Raw genomic sequence first — 19,781 nt, forward strand, 5'->3', positions numbered from 1 at the left:
TCCTAGAAATTTGCCCGAACTTGAAAACCATAAGTAACTGGTTCACCAAATCCTGCTGTTACATTGGGCGGTGGGAATTGGAATCCAGAAGTAATGTAGCGAGTATCGAATAAATTGTTAGCAAAGACATAAATACCATAATTGCGCCATTCATAACCTAGACGCAAATTGACGATCGCGAATGGGTCTTGCTTCACCTGATTGGCATCATCAAAATACGTTGTGCCATAGCCCCGCAACTCGGCACGGGCAAAAATACCGATGGGACTGCGATACTGCAACGCTAAGTTGTAAGTAATATCTGGTGCAAAAGGAACGCGATTATCGCTGAAGTCGCTTCCTAGCAGGGGATTTTTGTACCTTGTGAATTGGCTATTTACGTAACCAAATCCAGCAGTAATATCCAATCCTCTTGTCACTTTTGCGCCCAGTTCAAATTCCAGCCCAGTTGCTTTCACGTCAGCACTGGCAATATTTCTAAAGAAGCCAAATTCATCAACCAGCAACACTTGATAGCCGTCAACATCATTGTGAAACACAGACAAGTTTGCGATTAAGCGATCGCCAAACCAAGAAGATTTCACCCCAACTTCGTAAGTCCAGGTCTTTTCTTCCTGATAGCGCCGGATGTCTTCCGTATCGGCGCGATAGTTGAAACCACTCGGTCGGTAGCCTTTGGCGATCGTGGCATACGCCATTACATTCCGGCTAAAGCGGTATTGCAGCCCAAACCGAGGGATGACTTCACTGCTACTATCTTCTGTCTGAATTCTTGGATTTAAGATTGTCACGCTGTCTGCCGCTGCAAAAATGCGACGGCGATCGATGTCGTAATCCGATGTCTCATACCGCAACCCAACAAATAGGGTGAGGGGCTCGATCGGCTTGTAGTCAATCTGTCCAAACACCGCATAAGTATTGCGATCCAGTTCGGCAATCACTCGATTTTGTCCAGCAGAAGGCAAGCCAAATCGGGCAGCGCCAAGAGCGGTATATTCAAAGGCATCATTGTCAACATTAAACCCTCTTCGCTCGTAATATCCACCGATTAACCACTTGAAGCGGTCGGCATTTGCAGGTGACTGAAATCGAATTTCTTGCGTCCATACTGTCGAGTTGAAGTCAATGACCGAGCGAGCAAGATCGAGCGGTGGAGCGAAACTATCACCCGACAAAACTTCTTGATTGCTGAAGCGCCGTGCGGTAATCGAGGTAGCCCGAAAGCCAGTGCCATTGTAGCCAACTCTCAATGCTTGAGTATTGCTGTTGAGTCGAACGAATCCATCAACCGCTTTAAAGGTTTCAAAGGGATCGTCAGCATCCTGTCGGGTAAATACAGGATCGCCGTCGTTAGTGTTATTGACATAAGTGTTGAAGGAAACATTCCATTCCCGTGAGGGAGTCCACAAAAGTTGCGCCCGTCCCAAGATTTGTTCGCGTTCGCCCACTGTGCGATCGAGGGTTTCATTTGAGAATACACCATCCCGTGCTTGATAGGCTCCTGCTAATCGAAATGCCAGTCGATCGCGAATAATCGCATTACTGTAAGAGAGTTGTGCTTCCCGGAAGTTATAGTTACCATAACCTCCTGCGATGCGAAGTTCTGAAAAATTGGTTGGCCCACGAGAAACGATGTTAACCACCCCAGCAGGGCTACTTCTGCCATACAAGGTACTCTGGGGGCCTCGCAGCACCTCAACTCGCTCCAAGTCCAGCAATCCCAAGTCTATGAAAGCACCGAAATCAAAGGGAACATCATCAATGTAATAGCCAACGCTATCCTGACTAACTAAAAAGTTAAAGTTGTTCAGACCACGAATGCTGTAGTAACTAAAGTCAGAGCCTCCAGCATTGGTTGGGAAAAAGCTGAAGTTGGGCGTGTTGTTAGCAATTTCTTGAAGCGAATTAATTTGGGCATCTTCCAAGGTTTGTTGAGGAATTACCGTTAGGCTAATGGGTACTTCTTGAGCAGGTTCAGGTCGTTTCTGTGCTGTTACAACGATTTCTATTTCTTCTTGCTGTGTCAGACTCAAAATCAACCCTTGTTGACCCGAAACCACTTTACCCACTGGTGTTCCCGTGCTTCCAGTGACTATGACTCGCACGCTGTTAGGTGTAGCATTAGTCACATCGATTGAGGTAATGCCCTCAACAGGGTTTTCCTGACGAAATTCCTTGCCTTCTGGCAACTGCAACTGAGCGTTGGGAATGTCAACAATTAGGTTGTTTCCTTCTTTGGAGGTAGAACCTTGAAGTGCCTTACCTCCTGCATCTAGGATGACATCAATGCCATTAGCTGTTGAATTGAGTCGCACGCCCGTTATTTGAATTGGAGATTGGGAATCGGGAACGGGAGTTGAAGACTGAGACAGCCACTCTTTAATAGTGGTGGCTGGGCGATCGATTTCGTTAAGTCGGGGAATTTGGGTTATGGGAGATTGAGAGTTGGAACTCTCTTGGCTCTCTTGCACCACATCAGCTTTTGCCGGGAAAGCTACAAAGACTGACACGGCAAAACCCAGCCGCATCCAATTGGATAACTTCTGTCGCTGCACTTAAATTCCTCACACCCTTAATTGCACACTGTATCCAGTACACAGTCCTTGAAAATACTTACGTCAAGATACGTCAATTAACTGTTCGCGTCAAACGACAGACTGTCAAACTTTTACTTCTAATTCTGAAACTTACCCTCCTGCCAATTACCTTGCAACCTTGTCCCATCAGCATAAATATAAACCCCTGTTCCGTGTTTATCTCCGTTACGAAATTCGCCATCATAACTATCACCATTGGCGTATTTACAGACAGCTTTACCATTTAAATTCCCGGCACTAAATTGTCCTTCACATCGATCGCCATTAGCAAACACATAAATTCCCCTACCATGAAACTTCCCTTGCTGAAAATCTCCTTCATAACGGTTATTATTAGCAAAAGTGAAAACTCCCTTGCCATTAAATTGACCCTCTTTAAATTCCCCTTTGTAAGTACCTTCTTTAGCTATGGTAAAAGTTCCTTGTCCTTCCGGTTTACCATTACGAAAAGTCCCTTCATAACGATTCCCATTAGGATATTCTCTTACTCCTGTACCATTGAACTGTCCATTAGTAAATTCCCCTTTGTAACTACCACCATCGGCAAAAGTATAAACTCCTTTACCACTTGGTTGGTTATTACTTAATTCACCTTCGTAACGGTTGCCATTGGCATAAATACAGCTGCCAGTACCGCTAATTTGACCATTAGCAACATTTCCCGAACATTTGTTTCCATTTGGAAAAATGTAAGTTCCTTTACCATCAGGAACACCATCTTTAAATTGTCCTTCGTAACGACCACCATTGGCTGTAATATAAACTCCGTTACCATTCGGTTTGCCATTACTAAATTCGCCTTCATAGCGATCGCCATCGGGATATTCCCAAACTCCTTTTCCATTAATTCGATCGTCTTTAAATTCTCCGGTATAACGGCTTTTATCTGCGAAAGTATAAACTCCTTTACCTTCTTTTTTGCCGTTGACGAAAGTGCCCTCGTAGCGATCGCCATTTCCATACTGACAAACACTTTTCCCATTCAATAGACCGTTAGTAATTTCTCCCTCACAACGACCGCCATCAGGCAAATTAATCACAGCTGCTTGACCAACTAAAGGAGAAGCAATTACAGCACAAGCAATGAGAAATCCCATTCCAAATTTTGACATTAATTTCACCCTAAAAATTAGTTTTCCCTATTTAAGTTTTCTTGACGTTGCCGTTCTCTTTCTCGTCGCAAACGCTCATTTTCTTCTCGACGTTGACGAGCTTGGCGCTCAAATTCAGAACCACTTGTAGCAAAATTAATTGCGAATCTTACAGTTTTATTTCCTTCATTTGAAGGCGCGAATCGCATTTTTTGCACGGCTTCCATAGCTGCTCGATCTAATTGGCTATTCCCACTAGATTCAACTAGTTGCGGATTGGTTGTGCTACCATCTGCTTGCACAACAAACACAACTACTGGTCTACCTTCCACAAACTCTAAATCTGATGGATATTCAGGTTCGCACCCACTAACGCAACGTAATGTTCCACCTCTTGCACCTCTTCTCGTTGCAGTTCGATCGCCCCTTTGATTTTCTTGATTTTCTCCTTGTTGTCTGGTATTCCTTTTCGCAGGTGGCTGATTTACTGCTACTCCTGTGGAAGTTCCCGGTGTTGTCGGAGAAATTTGAGTATTATTCATGTCAGAAGGAGAACTATTATTATTAGTAAAACTGTCTCTAAAACTTCGGTTACTACTAGCTGTTTGCAGCGGTTGACTTCTAGTTACTGGTTGATTTGGGATTTGGCGATTTGCGGTTACTTGTCCGGGAACTCCGGGAGTAGTATTTGAAAGCTCGTTGCTGGGACTAATAGTTGTGGGTGAATTATTGCTATTAGCAAAAGTATCTCTAAATGTTCGATTTCCGCTGCTACTTGATTGCAATGGCTGACTGGTAATAGGCACGTTGTTAACTTGCGATCGGGGAATTGTTCCTGGTAATGTGGGATTGGTCAGCGTTTCATTGTCAGCGGGATTAGTTTCAGTAGCAGAGTTATTTGTGGCGGCAATGCGATCGCGAAATGTCCGATTCTCTGTTACAGATGATTGTAGCGGTTGACTAGTGACAGGCGAATTATTAACTGGTTGTTGATTTGGAGTTAATCCTCTTGGTAAAGTTGGTGTTTCTTCAGTTCTTGTGTCAGTTTCCACAGGCGGCGATTCGGTAAATTGATTCCGAAAATTCCTCGCACTAGCTAAAGGACTTTGCAAAGCTTGGGGAGTTTGAAGTTTTTCTGGTTCTGGTTTTGACAAATCTTCTGTTCGGGCAATTTTAGGCGGTGGTAATGTTTCAGCGCTTCTGTCGGGTGTTGGTGCGCTGGGAGTTTCGTTCGGTTCATTCACTGGCTGTGGTTTTGCAGGTAATTCCGGTATTGGGGGTTTCACTGTTTCAACTTTTATCAGTGGCGGAGTAATTATTTTTGGTTCGGGAACTGGTTCTGATTTTGGTTCGGGAATCGGTTCTGATTTTGGTTTGGGAACTGGTTCTAGTTTTGGTTTGGGAATCGGTTCGGGGGTAATTTTGGCGATCGGTTTTTCCGGCGTTGGCTTAACAACTGGTTGCAAAGTTGGTTTTGGTGTTTCTGGTTCCGGCTTTTTGACTTCCGGTTCTGGTGCATCCAACACAACTATTTCTATTGGATCGTCTACCAATGATGGCTCTTTTGACCACAATAGGGCAATCCCGAAAGCTAGTAAAAGATGCAATACTGCTGAACCTACAAAGCTGTACGCCAGGATGCTTTTAAATACTGCTTTCTCTTTCTCTCGTTGTTTTAAACAAAAGCTGGAAATACTCATCCCCTAAACTTTTTCCCCAAAATGCACAAATTGGTGACAAGCAGTAATCTGTGCCATTACTCTTAACAATGTACCTTATCCGATACAATAATTATGAGCAAAAGTTAAACAAAGAGTATGAGAGCAGTTGAGTATTTCTTGGCTGGCGGAATAGTCGCTTGGCCTTTGTTAGGATTTTCGATAATTGCGATCGCACTAATTACAGAACGCTCTTGGTTTTGGCTCAAAGTGCATCGTCGCCAGAGTCGAATAGTGCGAGAGGCGTTGAAATTGTATCCCCTAAAACCTAGTACGGCAATCAAATTACTTAAGGAAAATGCAGATTTACCGATCGCCCGAATTTTCCTAGAAGCTTTAGAGTTAGATAATCCTAGACCTGAAGAGTTTCGCTTAGCATTAGAAACTGCTGCACAGGCAGAAATTCCAACCTTAAAGCGATTTAATAATGCTTTTGAAACCATTGTTGCCCTAGCTCCTTTACTAGGTTTATTAGGAACTGTTTTAGGCTTAATGACAGCTTTTTCTTCCTTAAAACTTGGTAATATAGCAGGAACTCAAAGTGCAGGTGTAACGGGTGGAATTAGTGAAGCATTAATTTCCACAGTTATGGGATTAGTAGTAGCAATTGCCACACTAATATTTGCTAACACATTTCGCAGTTTTTACTTACGACAATTGGCAATGATTCAAGAATACGGTGGTCAATTAGAATTGTTATATCGTCGTCATTACGAACAAGGAAAAGAATATTATGCGTCTACCTGACGAATCAGAAAGAAATATAGGAATTAATATTACGCCGATGATTGACGTAATCTTCTCAATTTTAGCTTACTTTATTATTTCCTCTTTATCTTTAACTCGCTCGGAAGGGTTGCCTGTAAATTTACCCCAAGCTTCTACAGCACAAGTGCAAAAGACAGAGCAAATTAATGTTTCGATTTTACCTGATGGTGCGATCGCGCTGAATCGTCAACCAATCGAATTAGAAAAGTTAGAATCTGAAGTCAGAGGCAAAATTGATCCTAACACTGAATCTTATGTAATTTTAAATGCAGATAAAGCAGTTAATCATGGTCGTGTAGTAGAAGTAATGGATCGATTACGTCGGGTAAAAGGAGCTAAATTAGCGATCGCTACTCGAAAATAATGGTTCTTTCGTACTTACTGCGCTAAATTATTAGGGGTTTTTGCTGCGTAGCAAAACACGATGAATTTCAGTTTGGTGCGTGCCATCAAAATGCAAATGAAACAAGCGAAAACCAGGTTGCTTTTCTAAGGTTGTAGCTTGCGGTAAATCTAGCTGTACGCAAGTCGAAGGACTGCCGTAGAAATCAATATTACCTCGTTTTTGGTGAAAAGCCGCATGAATATGACCGAAAACTACGGCTTTTACTTGGGGGCGCGATCGATCAGGTCAAGTAATTCATTGCCATTTTTAACTTTTATCAGATCTAACCAATCAATCCCAAAAGGCAAAGGATGATGGTGCAAAGCTATCAAAGTAGGAAGTTCAACTTCGAGACTTTTTGCTAAAAATTGCAACGACTGGGGAGATATTTCACCTTCGCCAAAACGGGAATTAGCTAAAGTTGAATCCAATAAAATTAATTGCCAACCACCTATAATTACAGCTTTTGGTGCATGAAAAAGCGGATGAACGAGAACTTCTTTCATTACCGACAAGCAATCGTGATTGCCAGAAAGCCAATAGGTAGGAATTTGCAGCGGACTAATCAAATCAATTAACTGTTGATAGGCAGAGGTACTGTAGCTAAGGCGCGACGACGGGGAAGAGTCGATCCGGCGATCGCACCAAATCCCACCAAGGGAATGTTACAAGTATAAAGAACATTACTTGCCGTTGCTAAAGCTAAGAGGAGGAAAAACCAAAATTGACTTTTAGCGATCGCTTTACATCCCCGAAACCAATCTTGAGTTAGATTTGGTTTTAATGTCAGATTTGATTCAATGTAACTCATACTATTGTCTCCTTTGAATTAATCAAAATTGCAAACTTTAACATTCCACCTTGACTGGTGGATAAAGATGATCTTTAATCGGTTGACCTTGTACCAAATGTTCTCGGACAATCCGATCGGCAAGATCGGGATTAACGCGGGTATACCAGGTACCATCGCCCGAATAAAACACTACAGGCCCCATCTTGCAAACCTCCAAACAACCGGAAGTCATCACATACACATCAATTCCGGCTGCTTTTACCGCCTCTTGCAACGCCTCAACGATCGGTTGCCAGTTGCGCGAAGGGTAACAGCGACTAGAACGACAAACTGCCAAATAGGGGCGCTTGAGAGGGTTGTTCTCAAAAGGTATAGGGCGATTACCCAAAACGTAAATCTCGCGTAATTCTTGATAAAGACTTAATTTTGAAAGTTGCGGTTTAGCTTCTGGTAATAACTCTTCATCTTCGCCCACAAAAGGATTAGGCAAAAACAGATTCATCATCTTTTCCCCAGCACCATTCCAGAACTGAATGCCCCAACTCCGCGCTTCTCCCCGTTCATTCAACCGACGATACAAAGATGCACGATTAACTAAGCGTTGCTGTCTCAGTTCTGGGGGCGTTTTTTCCAAAGGTCCACCTAAATGTTCTTCCAAACAAAGGTGCAAATGCCATGCTTCAGTAACTACTGTCAAATAGCCATCGTAGAGAACGCAAATTTTCGGGGGTTGAGTAAATTCTAGTTCTAGTACACTACCTTCTACGACGTGACCGATCTGAGTTTCCTGCCAACGTTCCTGAAACAGAGTATATAACAGAGGGCCAGTTACATCGATCGTGCAAGGAAAGTCTTCATATTCAATCTGTCCGCCCGTTGGCAACTGTTCAGTTATGCAACGGTTAAGGGGTGTAACTAGGCGAGAAAATTCACTCATTTCAATCTCCTAAAATGTGGAACTGATACCCAGGCGAAAGCTACGTCCGACAGCGGGATAACCGGGATATAGTTCGTATTGCCGATCGAGTAAATTATCTAAGTTACCGTTCAACATTACAGTCCTTCCCAGGGGGATACGAAATTTCAAATCGAGTGTGGTGTATCCAGGTAAAGATTCGGTATTCGTGTTGTTAACAAAGTAACTGCTGAGGTAGCGCAGAATAATACCTGCATAAATGCCTTTGGGTGTTTCGTAGGCAAGTCCAAAATTCAGGCTATCGGCATCTCGAAAACTGAGTGAGTTACCTTCGATATCGGAGTTGCGATCGCTCACAATTCGCGGTTCGTTAAGGGTATAGTTAGCAAAAGCGAAAAAATTCCGAGCCAGTCGCACGTTAAGATCGGCTTCTAAACCCAAAGTTCTCACTTTTCCGATATTTTCGTAAGTGCTGGGAGAGCCAAACTTAAAATTAATTAGCTCGGAAATTGTATTATGAAAAAATGTCAGCCGCAACAGCCCAATTTTACCCAATTGTTGATCGATACCAATATCAAAACTATCTCCCCGTTCTGGGTTTAAATCTGGATTACCTACTACATTAAAAGCAGCTAACCCTTCTAGGTTGGAAATTAGCGGGGCGCGAAAACTTCTAGCATAGTTGGCTCTAATGGTAGTAGTTTTTCCCACAATAAATCTTGCGCCAACACTGGGAGAGGTAAAAGAACCATTTACTAAACTATTAAAATCTTGCCTGAGTCCTAAATTAACGCTAAAACTGGGAGTAAAATTCACCTCGTAAAGGGCGAATAGTGCGCCTTGATTGATATCGCCATCGTAGTTTACATCACTTATGTTTGTACCATAACTAAAGGTGGTATTGCGCGATCGCGTATTCCGATAATCTGCCCCATAAGTCAAGCGTTGATTTTTCGCCAGTTGCCAGTTATGCTGCACTTGCAGTCCAACTGCCCGCCGATTCACTTCATCTTTTGTCCCGAAATTGTTTGGGTCGGGATTGTTGTAGTTATAGTTAAGAAAATCGCTGTAAACACGAGTAGTTAAAAGTGAATCGTTACTATTACCTAACTTAGATTGCCAAGTTAAATCTAACAATACTTCATCAGTATATTGTCTGGCTTTAGGAGTTAAGGTATTAAATGCACCAATAGTATCTGGAATTGGAACTCCTCCGGCGACTCCAAAATCTTTGGTGAGGTAGAGGGCGCTGAAGGTGAGAGTATTGCGATCGTCTAGTTGTCCTTCCAGCCTTAAATTAGCATTATTGTACAAAACATCAGCATTTTCACGGCGATCTTTGAGGTTAATGCGTTCGCGTAGCGTCTCCGTCTGTACCTCGCAGATAGTTAAGTGCAAATAAATAAATATTTATCGGCGGGCATCCTGACTCAGAGATTTTAGTCTTCTCTTCACAGTTGCGGGACAGTGCCGGATTTACACCGAACTTTCCCCGTTTCCTCCAACGGCTGCTCCCCGTTGGAACCGACTGCTATAAAACAATAATATATTAGAAAACTTTTTGCAAGCTTCTGAACCAAAAATTAACTAAAAGTAATTAGTTCATCTCAAGTTTTAGTTACATTAACATTTCCCCTGTATTTCAAATAGGGGAAATGTCAAAAAAGCACAATTACCAACTTCAGCTAATTAACTGGCTATTAACACTTGTTCAATTCTCTCTAATGCCCAATCTAAATCCGATCGCGAAATTACCAAGGGTGGGGCAAATCGAATAATGTTTTCGCGGGTTTCTTTGGCGAGAATCCCTTCTTTCATCAGTGCTTTGCAGAATCTTCTGGCACCGCCTGCTTCCGGTTTTAATTCAACACCAATTAACAATCCTCGTCCTCTTACTTCTTCAATGTGGGGACTGGGAATTGCTTGTAATTTAGAAATAAAATAATTGCCCAATTCTGCTGCTCTTTCTGGCAATTCTTCGTCTACAATTACATCGAGTGCGGCAATGGCGATCGCAGCTGCTAAAGGATTTCCTCCAAAGGTACTCCCATGATCTCCGGGATTAAATACATCCATCACTTCGGATGTACTCAAAAACGCGGATATCGGATAAAAACCACCCGATAAAGCTTTGCCAATTGTAATTCCATCGGGTTTTACTCCTTCATGTTCAAACGCAAACATTTTGCCCGTGCGTCCCAAACCTGTTTGAATTTCATCAAATACTAACAGCACGTTATTTCGACGACAAATACGTTCGGCTTGTTTTAAATAGCCATCTGGCGGAATCATAATTCCCCCTTCTCCTTGAATTGGTTCTAGGAAAAAAGCCGCCGTATTTGGTGTAATAGCTGCTTCTAAAGCTGCCACATCTCCGTAGGGAACGACTTTAAAACCGGGAGTGAAAGGTGCAAAACCATGTTGATATTGTTCTTCGGTTGAAAAGCTGACAATACTAATAGTTCGTCCGGCAAAGTTATTGCTACATACGATAATTTCTGCTTGACTTTTAGCTACGCCTTTGATCGTATATGCCCACTTGCGAATCGCTTTAATTGCTGTTTCTACAGCTTCGGCACCAGAATTCATCGGCAATACTTTCGGTAAGCCGGAAATTTGGCAAAGTTTTTCATAAAATTTGCCTAATTGGTCATTGCGAAAAGCGCGAGAAGTCAGGGTGACTTTTTTGGCTTGTTCTACCATTGCTTGAAAAATTCTCGGATGACAATGCCCTTGATTTAATGCTGAATAAGCACTCAAACAATCGAGATATTTGTTATCTTCAATATCCCATACCCAAGCCCCTTTACCTTTAGTAATTACTACATCTAAGGGATGGTAATTATCGGCACCGTAAGTAGTTTCTAGGTCAATGTAGCTTTGAGTATCTGAAATTGTTAAATTCGATGAAAGGTCAGCAGAAACTAGCATTTGTAAACTTGTCCTCTATGGGTAATAGGTAATGGGTAATAATTCCCATTTTTATAGCAGTGGATACTTCCAAATTATTTGGGAAATTCAATTTATCCGATATTAAGGCTCGCACAAAATACAACCAAGAGAATCTCTCTTCTCTAAAGCGATCTATTCCACAAAATTAAAAACTTTTGTGCTACCTGTAGGTTAATTCAGATGAGTGAAACCTGTCGCCCACTCAACTTGGGCGAGGAGTCTTACTTGTTTTGGTATCACTGCTGTTAACGGTTGTAGCATTTGCCCCGATTGGGTGCGAAGACCTAAAATTTCCATATCTTTGACTGAAAGTAGCACGATCGCAAAACCCAGTCAAGTTCTATTTCATTGATTCTATCCCCTGTAAGGGGATTGCAATTAAACTCTAATCTGCTATGTTTAAAAAGCGGACTTATACGAGGTGTAAAAAAGCTAAATTGGCGAGTCCATCCATCATCTCCACTGTGGTTTGGGATCTCCAAATTCGCTTAGGTAAGCGACGAGAATCCGATCCTGCTATTTCTTGGTACGACCACTGCGAAGCGCCTAGTACTTAATCGATCGAAGTGTCGATCGGGAGCATCCCAATTTGGTAAGGGCGAAGCATTCCGGTAGATAAGCTATTGATTAGAAACAAAGATTTACTGCCGGAATGCTTCGCCCCTACAAATATATTTACCAAAACGGGATACTCCCTGTCGATGTGTGTTTCGTAGTTAGTTTTTAGTACTTTAATTAAATGCAGGAGAAAGTGATGAATCGGCAAGATTTATTGCAAGAAATTGTGCAACCAATTGATATTAAATCCTTTGATGTTGTAGGCTTGGTAGAGTCTATGAGTCAGATGGCATTTCAAGCACGCAACTTGGGAAGGGCGGCGAAAATCTACGATGAAATGCTGCAAGATCCAGATTGTGCAATTATTTTATGTTTGGCAGGTTCTTTGTTTAGCGCCGGATTGAAAAATGTAGTGTATGACCTGATTACTCATAATATGGTGGATGCGATCGTTTCCACTGGTGCTAATATTGTGGATCAGGATTTCTTTGAAGCGTTAGGTTTTCGTCACTATGTCGGCGATCCTTTAGCAGATGATGAAATGCTACGCCAGGAAAGGATCGATCGCATTTACGACACCTACATTGATGAAGATCAACTGCGGGTGTGCGATATGACGATCGCGGAAATTGCTAATTCTTTAGAAAAGCGCCCCTATTCTTCGCGGGAATTTATTCAAGAAATGGGTGCATATCTGGAGAAACAAAAAACAGATACACCGTCAGTTGTATTAGCTGCTTATCAACATCAAGTACCCATTTTTGTTCCTGCTTTTAGTGATTGTTCTGCTGGTTTTGGTTTAGTACATCACCAGTGGAATTCGCCAGAATCTCATCTTACTATTGATTCGGTGGGAGATTTCCGCGAGTTAACCCAGTGCAAACTTGCCGCGAAATATACTGGATTGGTAATGATTGGTGGTGGCGTACCGAAAAACTTTGCCCAAGATACGGTTGTGGCGGCGGAAATGTTGGGATTTGATGTGACAATGCACAAATACACAATTCAAATTACTGTCGCAGACGAACGAGATGGTGCGTTATCTGGTTCTACTTTGCGAGAAGCACATTCTTGGGGAAAAGTCAACAAAAACGTCGAACAAATGGTATTTTCGGAAGCTACGGTGGCGTTGCCCTTGATTGCTGGCTATGCTTATGGCAAGGGGAACTGGCGCGATCGATCCGTGCGTCGTTTGGCACAATTATTTGACAAAACTCAGTTAGTATCTGCAAAATAGCCTCAAAAAAGAATCCCCCGCAGTTCAATCCGGCGGGGATTCTTTTTTGATAAATTAACTACTTTAGATGGAGGTGAAAATACAAGATCCTAAGATGGAAGCAGCGACGACTGCGATCGTTATATTAGTGAAAAACTTTCCTGCTTCTGGATTATCTCCTAACGCTGCATCGTCTTGACCATTGGTAAAGAATAACGACCAAGCTTGATTGCCAGTGATATTTGCAAAGTTGTTGAAGTCAGCGTTGAAAATAGCGGAAGCATAAGAATAGTTAGCTTTCATGTTCAATCTCCTAAGTTTCTGATTTTTTTCTTCGTTTCTCATCTCTGTAAATAAATGTAACAAACTGTAAATAAATGTAAAGAGATCTAGATCATATAGTTTTGTGATCTCGATCGCTGATATCTTGCACCTGTCGTTCTCCGAATCAATTCGCAGGCTAATAACGCAAGTTGCTAGTTATTAATTATTTCCTGTTCCCCCCTTGAGTAAGGGGGGTTAGGGGGGATCTTCGGCTGTGATTACTAGGTTTAGATCCCCCCAACCCCCCTTAATAAGGGGGGCTAAGCCATCAGATATAGGGAGTAGCTAACTCTACAACTTGAAACCCTTGTAGAGACGTTGTACTCCAGCAGATACTTTTTTGTTAATAGAAATCTCTGATACCACTTTAGAACAAGACCGCAAACAAAAAGCAGCTGCTTATGCTAAAGCCGGAATAGCAGATTACTGGATTCTTGATGTTAACACGCGCCAAGTTCGAGTGTTTCGAGAAATTGTCAATCAAACCTATCAACAAGAAACTATTCTCAATGAAGAAGCGACTCTTTTTTTATTAGCTTTTCCTGAAATTGAAGTTCAAATTGCTAGACTATTTCCCTAAATATTTATATTAGTTAGGAGAAATTTGATTAGCATTATCTGGACATTGCACTTTAGTTCGAGTTACTATCCCGCTTTTTGGATAATTCCCAGGATTTTTAGTTTCACAAACTATGGCTTGGGTAACTTTTTCACCTTTGGGATCTGGTGCAATTAAACCGACAACTCCTGTGTAACTTCGTAATACTTTAAGTAGCATAGGAGTGGCAAAGGCATTAACTCCGTTGTTACCAATTGCTGAAATTAAGTATTTGTAACTAGAAGTTTGGGTTTTAATACCAACTCCCAAGCTACCCCAAGCGATAGGGTCGGTATTAATTACGAAAATGCTATGTTGTGCGTAATAAGCTTGTTGTGCTTTGTTGATAGCACTAACGTATTGTCTCCCCTCTGCTTCTCTGCTATTCTGTGCTTGGGAAATTTGACTTGGTAAAGTTGCTAAGGTTAAAAGTCCGAGAATAGCGATCGCTACCACAACATCTATAATGGTAAAACCGCGATCGCGCTCTTTTTGGCAAAGATATAACAAATACTTTAACCGCAATTCAATGTTCATATTCAGCACCAAATAACACTAAAAAATCTTGGTTCTATATTAACTAAACAGTATAAGCACAGCACCAGAAAAAATGCTAAAAATCACCGGAAATTTTAACGATGCTGTGCTATTAACCCAAGTTGCTAGTTATAAGAATAGTTTTATTCTTTGTACGTAGTTGGGCTTTAGCCCTCTTCTGAAACCTGGCTTTATGAGGGCTAAAGCCCAACTACGTACCTTTATGTAAATAACTAGCAACTTGCCTTATTACTAAAACCGAAAGGATCGATCGCCTACAGCACGCTACGCGATCGCTACCACCAAAAAAACCGCAACTAAATTAAACCGCTTGCTTTTCCTCAAACTGTTTCAATTCACCAGGCGCAACTGCACCAAACTCAGTAATAATTGCCGTAATTAAATTTGCTGGAGTTACATCAAAAGCGGGATTATAAAAATTGACACATTCTGGCGTAATCAGGGTTTTTCCAATTTGGTAAATCTCGGAAGGATCGCGTTCTTCAATGGGAATTTGACTGCCATCAACTAAGCTAAAATCAATAGTGGAAAGTGGTGCAGCTACAAAGAAAGGAATATTATGTGCTTTGGCACAAATCGCTACACTATAAGTCCCTATTTTATTCGCAGTATCCCCATTAGCAGCAATTCTATCCGCACCGACAACCACAGCATGAATTAAACCTTGTTTCATACAATGGGCTGCCATATTATCAGTAATTAAAGTAATCGGAATCTGATCTTGGACACATTCCCAAGCGGTTAATTTTGCCCCTTGTAACCGGGGACGAGTTTCATCAGCAAAAACCCTTGCTAAACGTCCTTCTCGCCAAGCAGAACGGACTACACCCAAAGCCGTACCATAACCAGCAGTAGCTAAAGCGCCAGCATTACAATGAGTTAAAATTGTTAATTTTTCTGGGGTTTTTGGTAAAACTTCTAAACCATAATCGCCTATAGAGCGACAAGTTTGTAAGTCTTCTAAATTGATATTTTTTGCCGTTTCTAGTAATAACTCTTTCAGATATTCTACTGAGCCTAAAGTGCGACGGGCAGTAGTTAACATTCTTTGAATTGCCCAGAATAAATTTACCGCAGTTGGGCGAGTGGCGCGTAACTTTTCGGCAACTTTTTCCAACTGGGTTAAAAACAATTCCCGGTTTTCGGTTTGAATCTCTCGCGCCCCTAAATACATTCCGTAAGCAGCAGCAACTCCGATCGCAGGCGCACCCCTAACAATCATCGTTTTAATTGCCAATGCCATATCATCAGAGTTACTAATTTCTACTAAAGTATACTCAGCAGGCAAACGATTTTGATCTATTAGCAAAACCTGGTCTTTTTGCCAAATTACCGGATAAACATGAGACTCGGTAGATGTCATAACAGTTAGTGAGATCGTGAACTACTTTGCACCTAATTGTGACACAAAATAGAGAAAAGCAAATTTTATTGTAGAGCAATTGTCACAGCTTAATGAACTTTCTTAATTGGTAAAACCATTGCTTTTGTTGGCTTTTACCTTTTGCTTTTTGCTATAAAGCTTGAATTAAAGAAAAGTCTGGGGAATAATCGGAATTGTCAGGGTTTCAATTATATCTCTTTGTTCAGCTAACTTTTATGCCGATCGCTCCCCTGCAACGCCTCTCTCACCCAAAGTTAAACCTCCCCTTGCGATGGGTGTTAGTGGTTCCCTTTGTGTTGCAAACCGTAGGCGCAGTAACCTTAGTGGGCTATCTATCCTTTCGCAGCGGGCAGCGGGTTGTTGAAAACCTAGCGCATCAGTTGAGCAAAGAAGTTGGAAATCGCACCACACTTTACCTAGAAAAAACCCTGGAAGTTCCGCATCTGGTTAACCAACTTAACGCCGATGCCATTAATTTAGGGATAATACCCGACTTCCAAACAGAAGATACAGAAACTTTAGAAAAATTTTTTGGGAAACAAATCTCGCGGTTTCCTTCAGTTAGTACAATAGCGATCGCCAACGAACGCGGAGGAATGATTGGTTCGGCGCAAAGAACCTCTTTCCCTTCACCTGGTATGATTGATTCTGGGCAAAAAAAATCAATTAGTCTTTACCGCACTCAACGCTTTACCAAAGGCGCATATTCTATTTCTGATACTGATGCCAAAGGTAACAAGATCCGCACCCTGGTAATGACTGAGAATTATGATGCCAGAATCAGACCTTGGTATCAAACTCCCAAGCAAGCAGGTCAGGCAACATGGAGTCCGATCTACCAATTTATCACCCGCACAGAAACATTGGGAATTTCGGCTGGATTACCAATTTATAACAGTTTCGGCAAACTTAAGGGAGTGGTAGCAACCGATATTACCCTCGATTATTTCAATCAATTTCTCTCATCTCTGCATATTAGTCCATCAGGGCAAGTTTTTATGATCGAGCGATCGGGATTATTAATTGCTAGTTCCACCGACTACCCCTTATTCACATCTAAAGGCGGAAAATTGCAGCGTACTAAAGCCACAGAAAGCAAAAATCCCATCATTCGAGAAACAACTCTACAATTAATCAAACGCTTCCAAAGTTTAAGCCAAATTAATGATACTGAACAGTTTGATATTGCACAAAACAACGCAACACAATTTGTTCAAGTTATACCATTTCGCGATCGATTTGGACTGGATTGGTTAATTGTAATTGTAGTTCCAGAATCGGATTTTCTCGGCGAAATCCAGGCAAATACTTATCGCACTGCACTACTCTGTAGTTTAGCCTTGATGGGTTCCATTTTACTGGGTTTGTGGACGGCGCGGAAAATTACTCAACCCATTCAAACGCTGAACCTTTGCACTCAAGCATTTTCTGCGGGAAAACCCGTTTCGCCACTCACTCCCACTGGCATTCAAGAAGTCGATGCCCTGCGAGTTGGGTTTAATCAAATGATGACTCAGCTTAACGCTTCTTTTCAGGCACTTCAAGAAAATCAACAAACCCTGGAAACTTTTTTGGATAGTGTTCCAGTTGGGATCAGCGTTCATGCTCCTTCTGGACAAGTCATTTTTGTTAATAACAAAGGCAAAGAAATTTTAACGCCGGGAGTGACTTCAACTCCTGCGGAAAAACTTTCCGAAGTTTATCAGCTTTATATAGCAGGTACTAACGAGTTTTACCCAACCGAAGAACTTCCGGCAATTCGAGGATTGCAAGGGGAATCGGTTTATATTGATGATATGGAAATTGAAGTGAATAAACGACGAGTGCCGATCGAAGTTAACACCATTCCGGTTTTTGATAAAAGTGGTAAAGTGCTCTATGCAATCAATGCTTTTCGAGACATTAGCGAACGACGACAAAGCGAACAACTACGAGCCAACTATGAGCGAGAATTAGAGCAACAGGTTGCAAAACAAACACAGGCATTAAGAGAAAGCAAAGCTCAGTTGCAATTAATTACTGATTCGGTTTTTGGTTGTATTTCTTATACTGACGCTTCTCAACGTTACCGTTTCGTGAATAAAACCTACGAAGTCTGGTTTAATTGTCACAAAGAAGATATTTTAGGCAAGACTATTCAGGAAGTAATTGGACAAGAAGCTTATCAAAAAGTACTTCCATACATCACTCAAGCTTTGGCGGGAAAAACTGTCACCTACGAAGCAGAAGTTGCTTATCAAGGTAATAAAACTCGCCATATTTCTGCGGTTTTAGTTCCAGATATGGATGAACATGAAACTGTTCACGGATATTATGCACTGATTACGGATATTAGCGATCGCAAACGTGCAGAAGCAGCTTTGCGCGAAAGTGAAGCCAGGTTTCAGCAGTTGGTGAGTAATGTACCCGGAATGATTTACACTATTGTTCATTCGCCAGATGGATCTACTCGGCTGGAATATATCAGTGCAGCCGTTGAAGATATATTAGAAATTAAGCCTGAGCAAGCTTTGGCAGATTTTTCGCTAATTTATAAACAATGGCATCCTCTGGATGTAGAAGCCTATAATACAGCTGTGCGCCAAAATTTGATCACCTTAGAGCCGTTCTCTTATGAATGGCGAGTGATTACGCCATCGGGTAAGTTGAAGTGGTTATTGGCGAGGCGTTCTTTCTTGGAAAAGCGAGACAATGGTGACATTGTTGGGCATGGGATTGTGCAAGATATTAGCGATCGCAAACGTGCCGAAGCAGCTTTGCGCGAAAGTGAAGCCAGATTCCGACTAGCATTTGATGATGCCGCAATTGGCATGGCATTAGTGGCGCTGGATGGACAATTTATGGAAGTTAATCAGGCACTTTGCGATCTAGTCGGCTACAGTGAAACAGAATTATTGCAACGAACTTTTTGGGCTATTGTTCACCCAGAAGACATCAACGCTGAACAGCAAAATGTGCAACAATTACTATCGGGCAAACAGCGGTCTTTCCAAATGAAAAAACGCTGCATCCATAAGCAAGGAAAGGTGATTTGGACGAATCAAAGTACATCTGTGATCCGAGAGCAAAATGGTACTCCGTTGTATTTTGTTTCTCAGGTTCAAGATATTAGCGATCGGCAATTAGCGGAACGAGTCAAAGATGAATTTATTTCTGTAGTTAGTCACGAACTCCGCACCCCACTAACTTCGATTTGTGGCGCTTTAGGGTTACTTCAATCGGGAAGATTTGACAATCAACCGGAGAAGTTCCACCATTTTTTACAGATGGCAGTGAATAATAGCACTCGCTTGGTGCAGTTAGTCAATGATATTTTAGATTTGGAACGTCTAGAATCTGGCAGTGTTGAACTACTAATAGAAGAATGTGAAGCAAGTGAGTTGATGAAACAGGCAGTTGAGTCAGTGCAAACTCTTGCCAATCAAGCATCGATTACAATTAAAGTTGTGCCAATTTCTGTTAATTTATGGGCAAGTCCTGGTGCGATCGTCCAAGTAATCACTAATTTACTCAGCAACGCCATCAAATTTTCTCCTCCTGATAGTACAATTTGGTTGAAAGCAGAGTTAGTAAATCATGAAACTTCTGATTCTGAGATTCGCTTCTCTGTGCAAGACGAAGGAAGAGGAATACCATCGGATAAGTTAGAAACTATTTTCGAGCGTTTTCAACAAGTTGATGCTTCTGATTCCCGTCAGAAAGGTGGAACAGGTTTAGGTTTAGCTATTTGTAAAACTATTGTCCAAAAGCACAAAGGGAAAATTTGGGTAGAGAGTGTGTTGGGAGAAGGGAGTACTTTTTACTTTACGATTGAGCGATCGGAAAAAGAGTAACTAGATACATATAACTAAAGTGAAAACTCTCGTCGGGCTCTCCTAGCCCACCCCACAGTAGGGGCAATTCATGAATTGCCCCTACTGTGG

At 41.8% G+C, this 19,781-nt stretch carries 17 protein-coding genes, 1 pseudogene and 1 riboswitch; of the genes and pseudogenes, 6 read left to right on the forward strand and 12 right to left on the reverse strand.

The window, feature by feature from the left end:
- Positions 1 to 2: 2 nt before the first annotated feature.
- From ACE1CC_RS01625 to ACE1CC_RS01635, 3 genes are all read right to left on the reverse strand, one after another.
- Positions 3 to 2,528: a TonB-dependent receptor domain-containing protein gene (locus ACE1CC_RS01625; RefSeq protein ID WP_459563779.1), complete on the reverse strand. Its 2,526-nt coding sequence runs from the start codon at positions 2,526 to 2,528 to the stop codon at positions 3 to 5.
- 146 nt (positions 2,529 to 2,674) lie between these two features.
- Positions 2,675 to 3,709 (reverse strand): MORN repeat-containing protein, encoded by a 1,035-nt coding sequence (locus tag ACE1CC_RS01630; protein WP_413268728.1) that lies wholly within the window; start codon positions 3,707 to 3,709, stop codon positions 2,675 to 2,677.
- Between the two features lie 17 nt (positions 3,710 to 3,726).
- Complete coding sequence (locus ACE1CC_RS01635; protein ID WP_413268729.1) at positions 3,727 to 5,388, reverse strand: TonB family protein; 1,662 nt, start codon at positions 5,386 to 5,388, stop codon at positions 3,727 to 3,729.
- Positions 5,389 to 5,505: 117 nt separating this feature from the next.
- On the opposite strand from ACE1CC_RS01635, the gene ACE1CC_RS01640 reads away from it, so the two are divergent.
- Both ACE1CC_RS01640 and ACE1CC_RS01645 read left to right on the forward strand, forming a co-directional pair.
- The gene (locus tag ACE1CC_RS01640) at positions 5,506 to 6,153 is read left to right on the forward strand and encodes a MotA/TolQ/ExbB proton channel family protein (RefSeq protein WP_413268730.1); all 648 of its coding nucleotides are present in this window, start codon (positions 5,506 to 5,508) and stop codon (positions 6,151 to 6,153) included.
- Positions 6,140 to 6,538: an ExbD/TolR family protein gene (locus ACE1CC_RS01645; protein WP_413268731.1), complete on the forward strand. Its 399-nt coding sequence runs from the start codon at positions 6,140 to 6,142 to the stop codon at positions 6,536 to 6,538. The genes ACE1CC_RS01640 and ACE1CC_RS01645 overlap by 14 nt, the downstream gene beginning before the upstream one ends.
- 242 nt (positions 6,539 to 6,780) lie before the next feature.
- On the opposite strand, the gene ACE1CC_RS01650 is transcribed toward ACE1CC_RS01645, so the two are convergent.
- From ACE1CC_RS01650 to rocD, 5 genes are all read right to left on the reverse strand, one after another.
- Positions 6,781 to 7,128, reverse strand: a complete 348-nt coding sequence (locus tag ACE1CC_RS01650; protein WP_413268732.1) for a metallophosphoesterase family protein — start codon at positions 7,126 to 7,128, stop codon at positions 6,781 to 6,783.
- A 5-nt stretch (positions 7,129 to 7,133) separates the two neighbouring features.
- Complete coding sequence (locus ACE1CC_RS01655) at positions 7,134 to 7,370, reverse strand: hypothetical protein (RefSeq protein WP_413268733.1); 237 nt, start codon at positions 7,368 to 7,370, stop codon at positions 7,134 to 7,136.
- Between the two features lie 37 nt (positions 7,371 to 7,407).
- Positions 7,408 to 8,289, reverse strand: a complete 882-nt coding sequence (locus tag ACE1CC_RS01660; protein WP_413268734.1) for a (2Fe-2S) ferredoxin domain-containing protein — start codon at positions 8,287 to 8,289, stop codon at positions 7,408 to 7,410.
- A gap of 9 nt (positions 8,290 to 8,298) precedes the next feature.
- Complete coding sequence (locus tag ACE1CC_RS01665) at positions 8,299 to 9,666, reverse strand: TonB-dependent receptor plug domain-containing protein (RefSeq protein ID WP_413268735.1); 1,368 nt, start codon at positions 9,664 to 9,666, stop codon at positions 8,299 to 8,301.
- A riboswitch (cobalamin riboswitch) is annotated at positions 9,667 to 9,812 on the reverse strand.
- Positions 9,813 to 9,957: 145 nt separating this feature from the next.
- Positions 9,958 to 11,199: an ornithine--oxo-acid transaminase gene (gene rocD, locus ACE1CC_RS01670; RefSeq protein ID WP_413268736.1), complete on the reverse strand. Its 1,242-nt coding sequence runs from the start codon at positions 11,197 to 11,199 to the stop codon at positions 9,958 to 9,960.
- A 416-nt stretch (positions 11,200 to 11,615) separates the two neighbouring features.
- On the opposite strand from rocD, the gene ACE1CC_RS01675 reads away from it, so the two are divergent.
- Positions 11,616 to 11,777: a hypothetical protein gene (locus tag ACE1CC_RS01675; protein ID WP_413268737.1), complete on the forward strand. Its 162-nt coding sequence runs from the start codon at positions 11,616 to 11,618 to the stop codon at positions 11,775 to 11,777.
- Here ACE1CC_RS01675 and ACE1CC_RS01680 read toward each other — a convergent pair.
- Complete coding sequence (locus ACE1CC_RS01680) at positions 11,774 to 11,986, reverse strand: hypothetical protein (protein ID WP_413268738.1); 213 nt, start codon at positions 11,984 to 11,986, stop codon at positions 11,774 to 11,776. The genes ACE1CC_RS01675 and ACE1CC_RS01680 overlap by 4 nt on opposite strands.
- On the opposite strand from ACE1CC_RS01680, the gene ACE1CC_RS01685 reads away from it, so the two are divergent.
- Complete coding sequence (locus ACE1CC_RS01685) at positions 11,975 to 13,015, forward strand: 1,9-bis(guanidino)-5-aza-nonane synthase (protein ID WP_413268739.1); 1,041 nt, start codon at positions 11,975 to 11,977, stop codon at positions 13,013 to 13,015. The genes ACE1CC_RS01680 and ACE1CC_RS01685 overlap by 12 nt on opposite strands.
- 63 nt (positions 13,016 to 13,078) lie before the next feature.
- Here the strand turns inward: ACE1CC_RS01685 and ACE1CC_RS01690 are convergent, their stop codons facing one another.
- On the reverse strand, positions 13,079 to 13,297 hold the full coding sequence (locus tag ACE1CC_RS01690; RefSeq protein WP_413268740.1) for a hypothetical protein: 219 nt from the start codon (positions 13,295 to 13,297) through the stop codon (positions 13,079 to 13,081).
- Between the two features lie 358 nt (positions 13,298 to 13,655).
- On the opposite strand from ACE1CC_RS01690, the pseudogene ACE1CC_RS01695 reads away from it, so the two are divergent.
- Positions 13,656 to 13,898: pseudogene (locus tag ACE1CC_RS01695) on the forward strand (Uma2 family endonuclease); the annotation flags it as partial.
- 9 nt (positions 13,899 to 13,907) lie between these two features.
- Here ACE1CC_RS01695 and ACE1CC_RS01700 read toward each other — a convergent pair.
- Together ACE1CC_RS01700 and mtnA are read right to left on the reverse strand one after the other, a co-directional pair.
- Positions 13,908 to 14,453: a type IV pilin-like G/H family protein gene (locus ACE1CC_RS01700; protein WP_413268741.1), complete on the reverse strand. Its 546-nt coding sequence runs from the start codon at positions 14,451 to 14,453 to the stop codon at positions 13,908 to 13,910.
- A 322-nt stretch (positions 14,454 to 14,775) separates the two neighbouring features.
- The gene (gene mtnA, locus ACE1CC_RS01705; protein ID WP_413268742.1) at positions 14,776 to 15,837 is read right to left on the reverse strand and encodes an S-methyl-5-thioribose-1-phosphate isomerase; all 1,062 of its coding nucleotides are present in this window, start codon (positions 15,835 to 15,837) and stop codon (positions 14,776 to 14,778) included.
- Positions 15,838 to 16,073: 236 nt separating this feature from the next.
- On the opposite strand from mtnA, the gene ACE1CC_RS01710 reads away from it, so the two are divergent.
- A complete protein-coding gene (locus ACE1CC_RS01710; RefSeq protein WP_413268743.1) occupies positions 16,074 to 19,691 on the forward strand; it encodes a PAS domain S-box protein in 3,618 nt (1,205 codons plus the stop codon).
- The last annotated feature ends 90 nt before the right edge of the window (positions 19,692 to 19,781 follow it).

This window comes from Floridaenema aerugineum BLCC-F46 (assembly GCF_041929345.1).
Taxonomy (GTDB): domain Bacteria; phylum Cyanobacteriota; class Cyanobacteriia; order Cyanobacteriales; family Aerosakkonemataceae; genus Floridanema; species Floridanema aerugineum.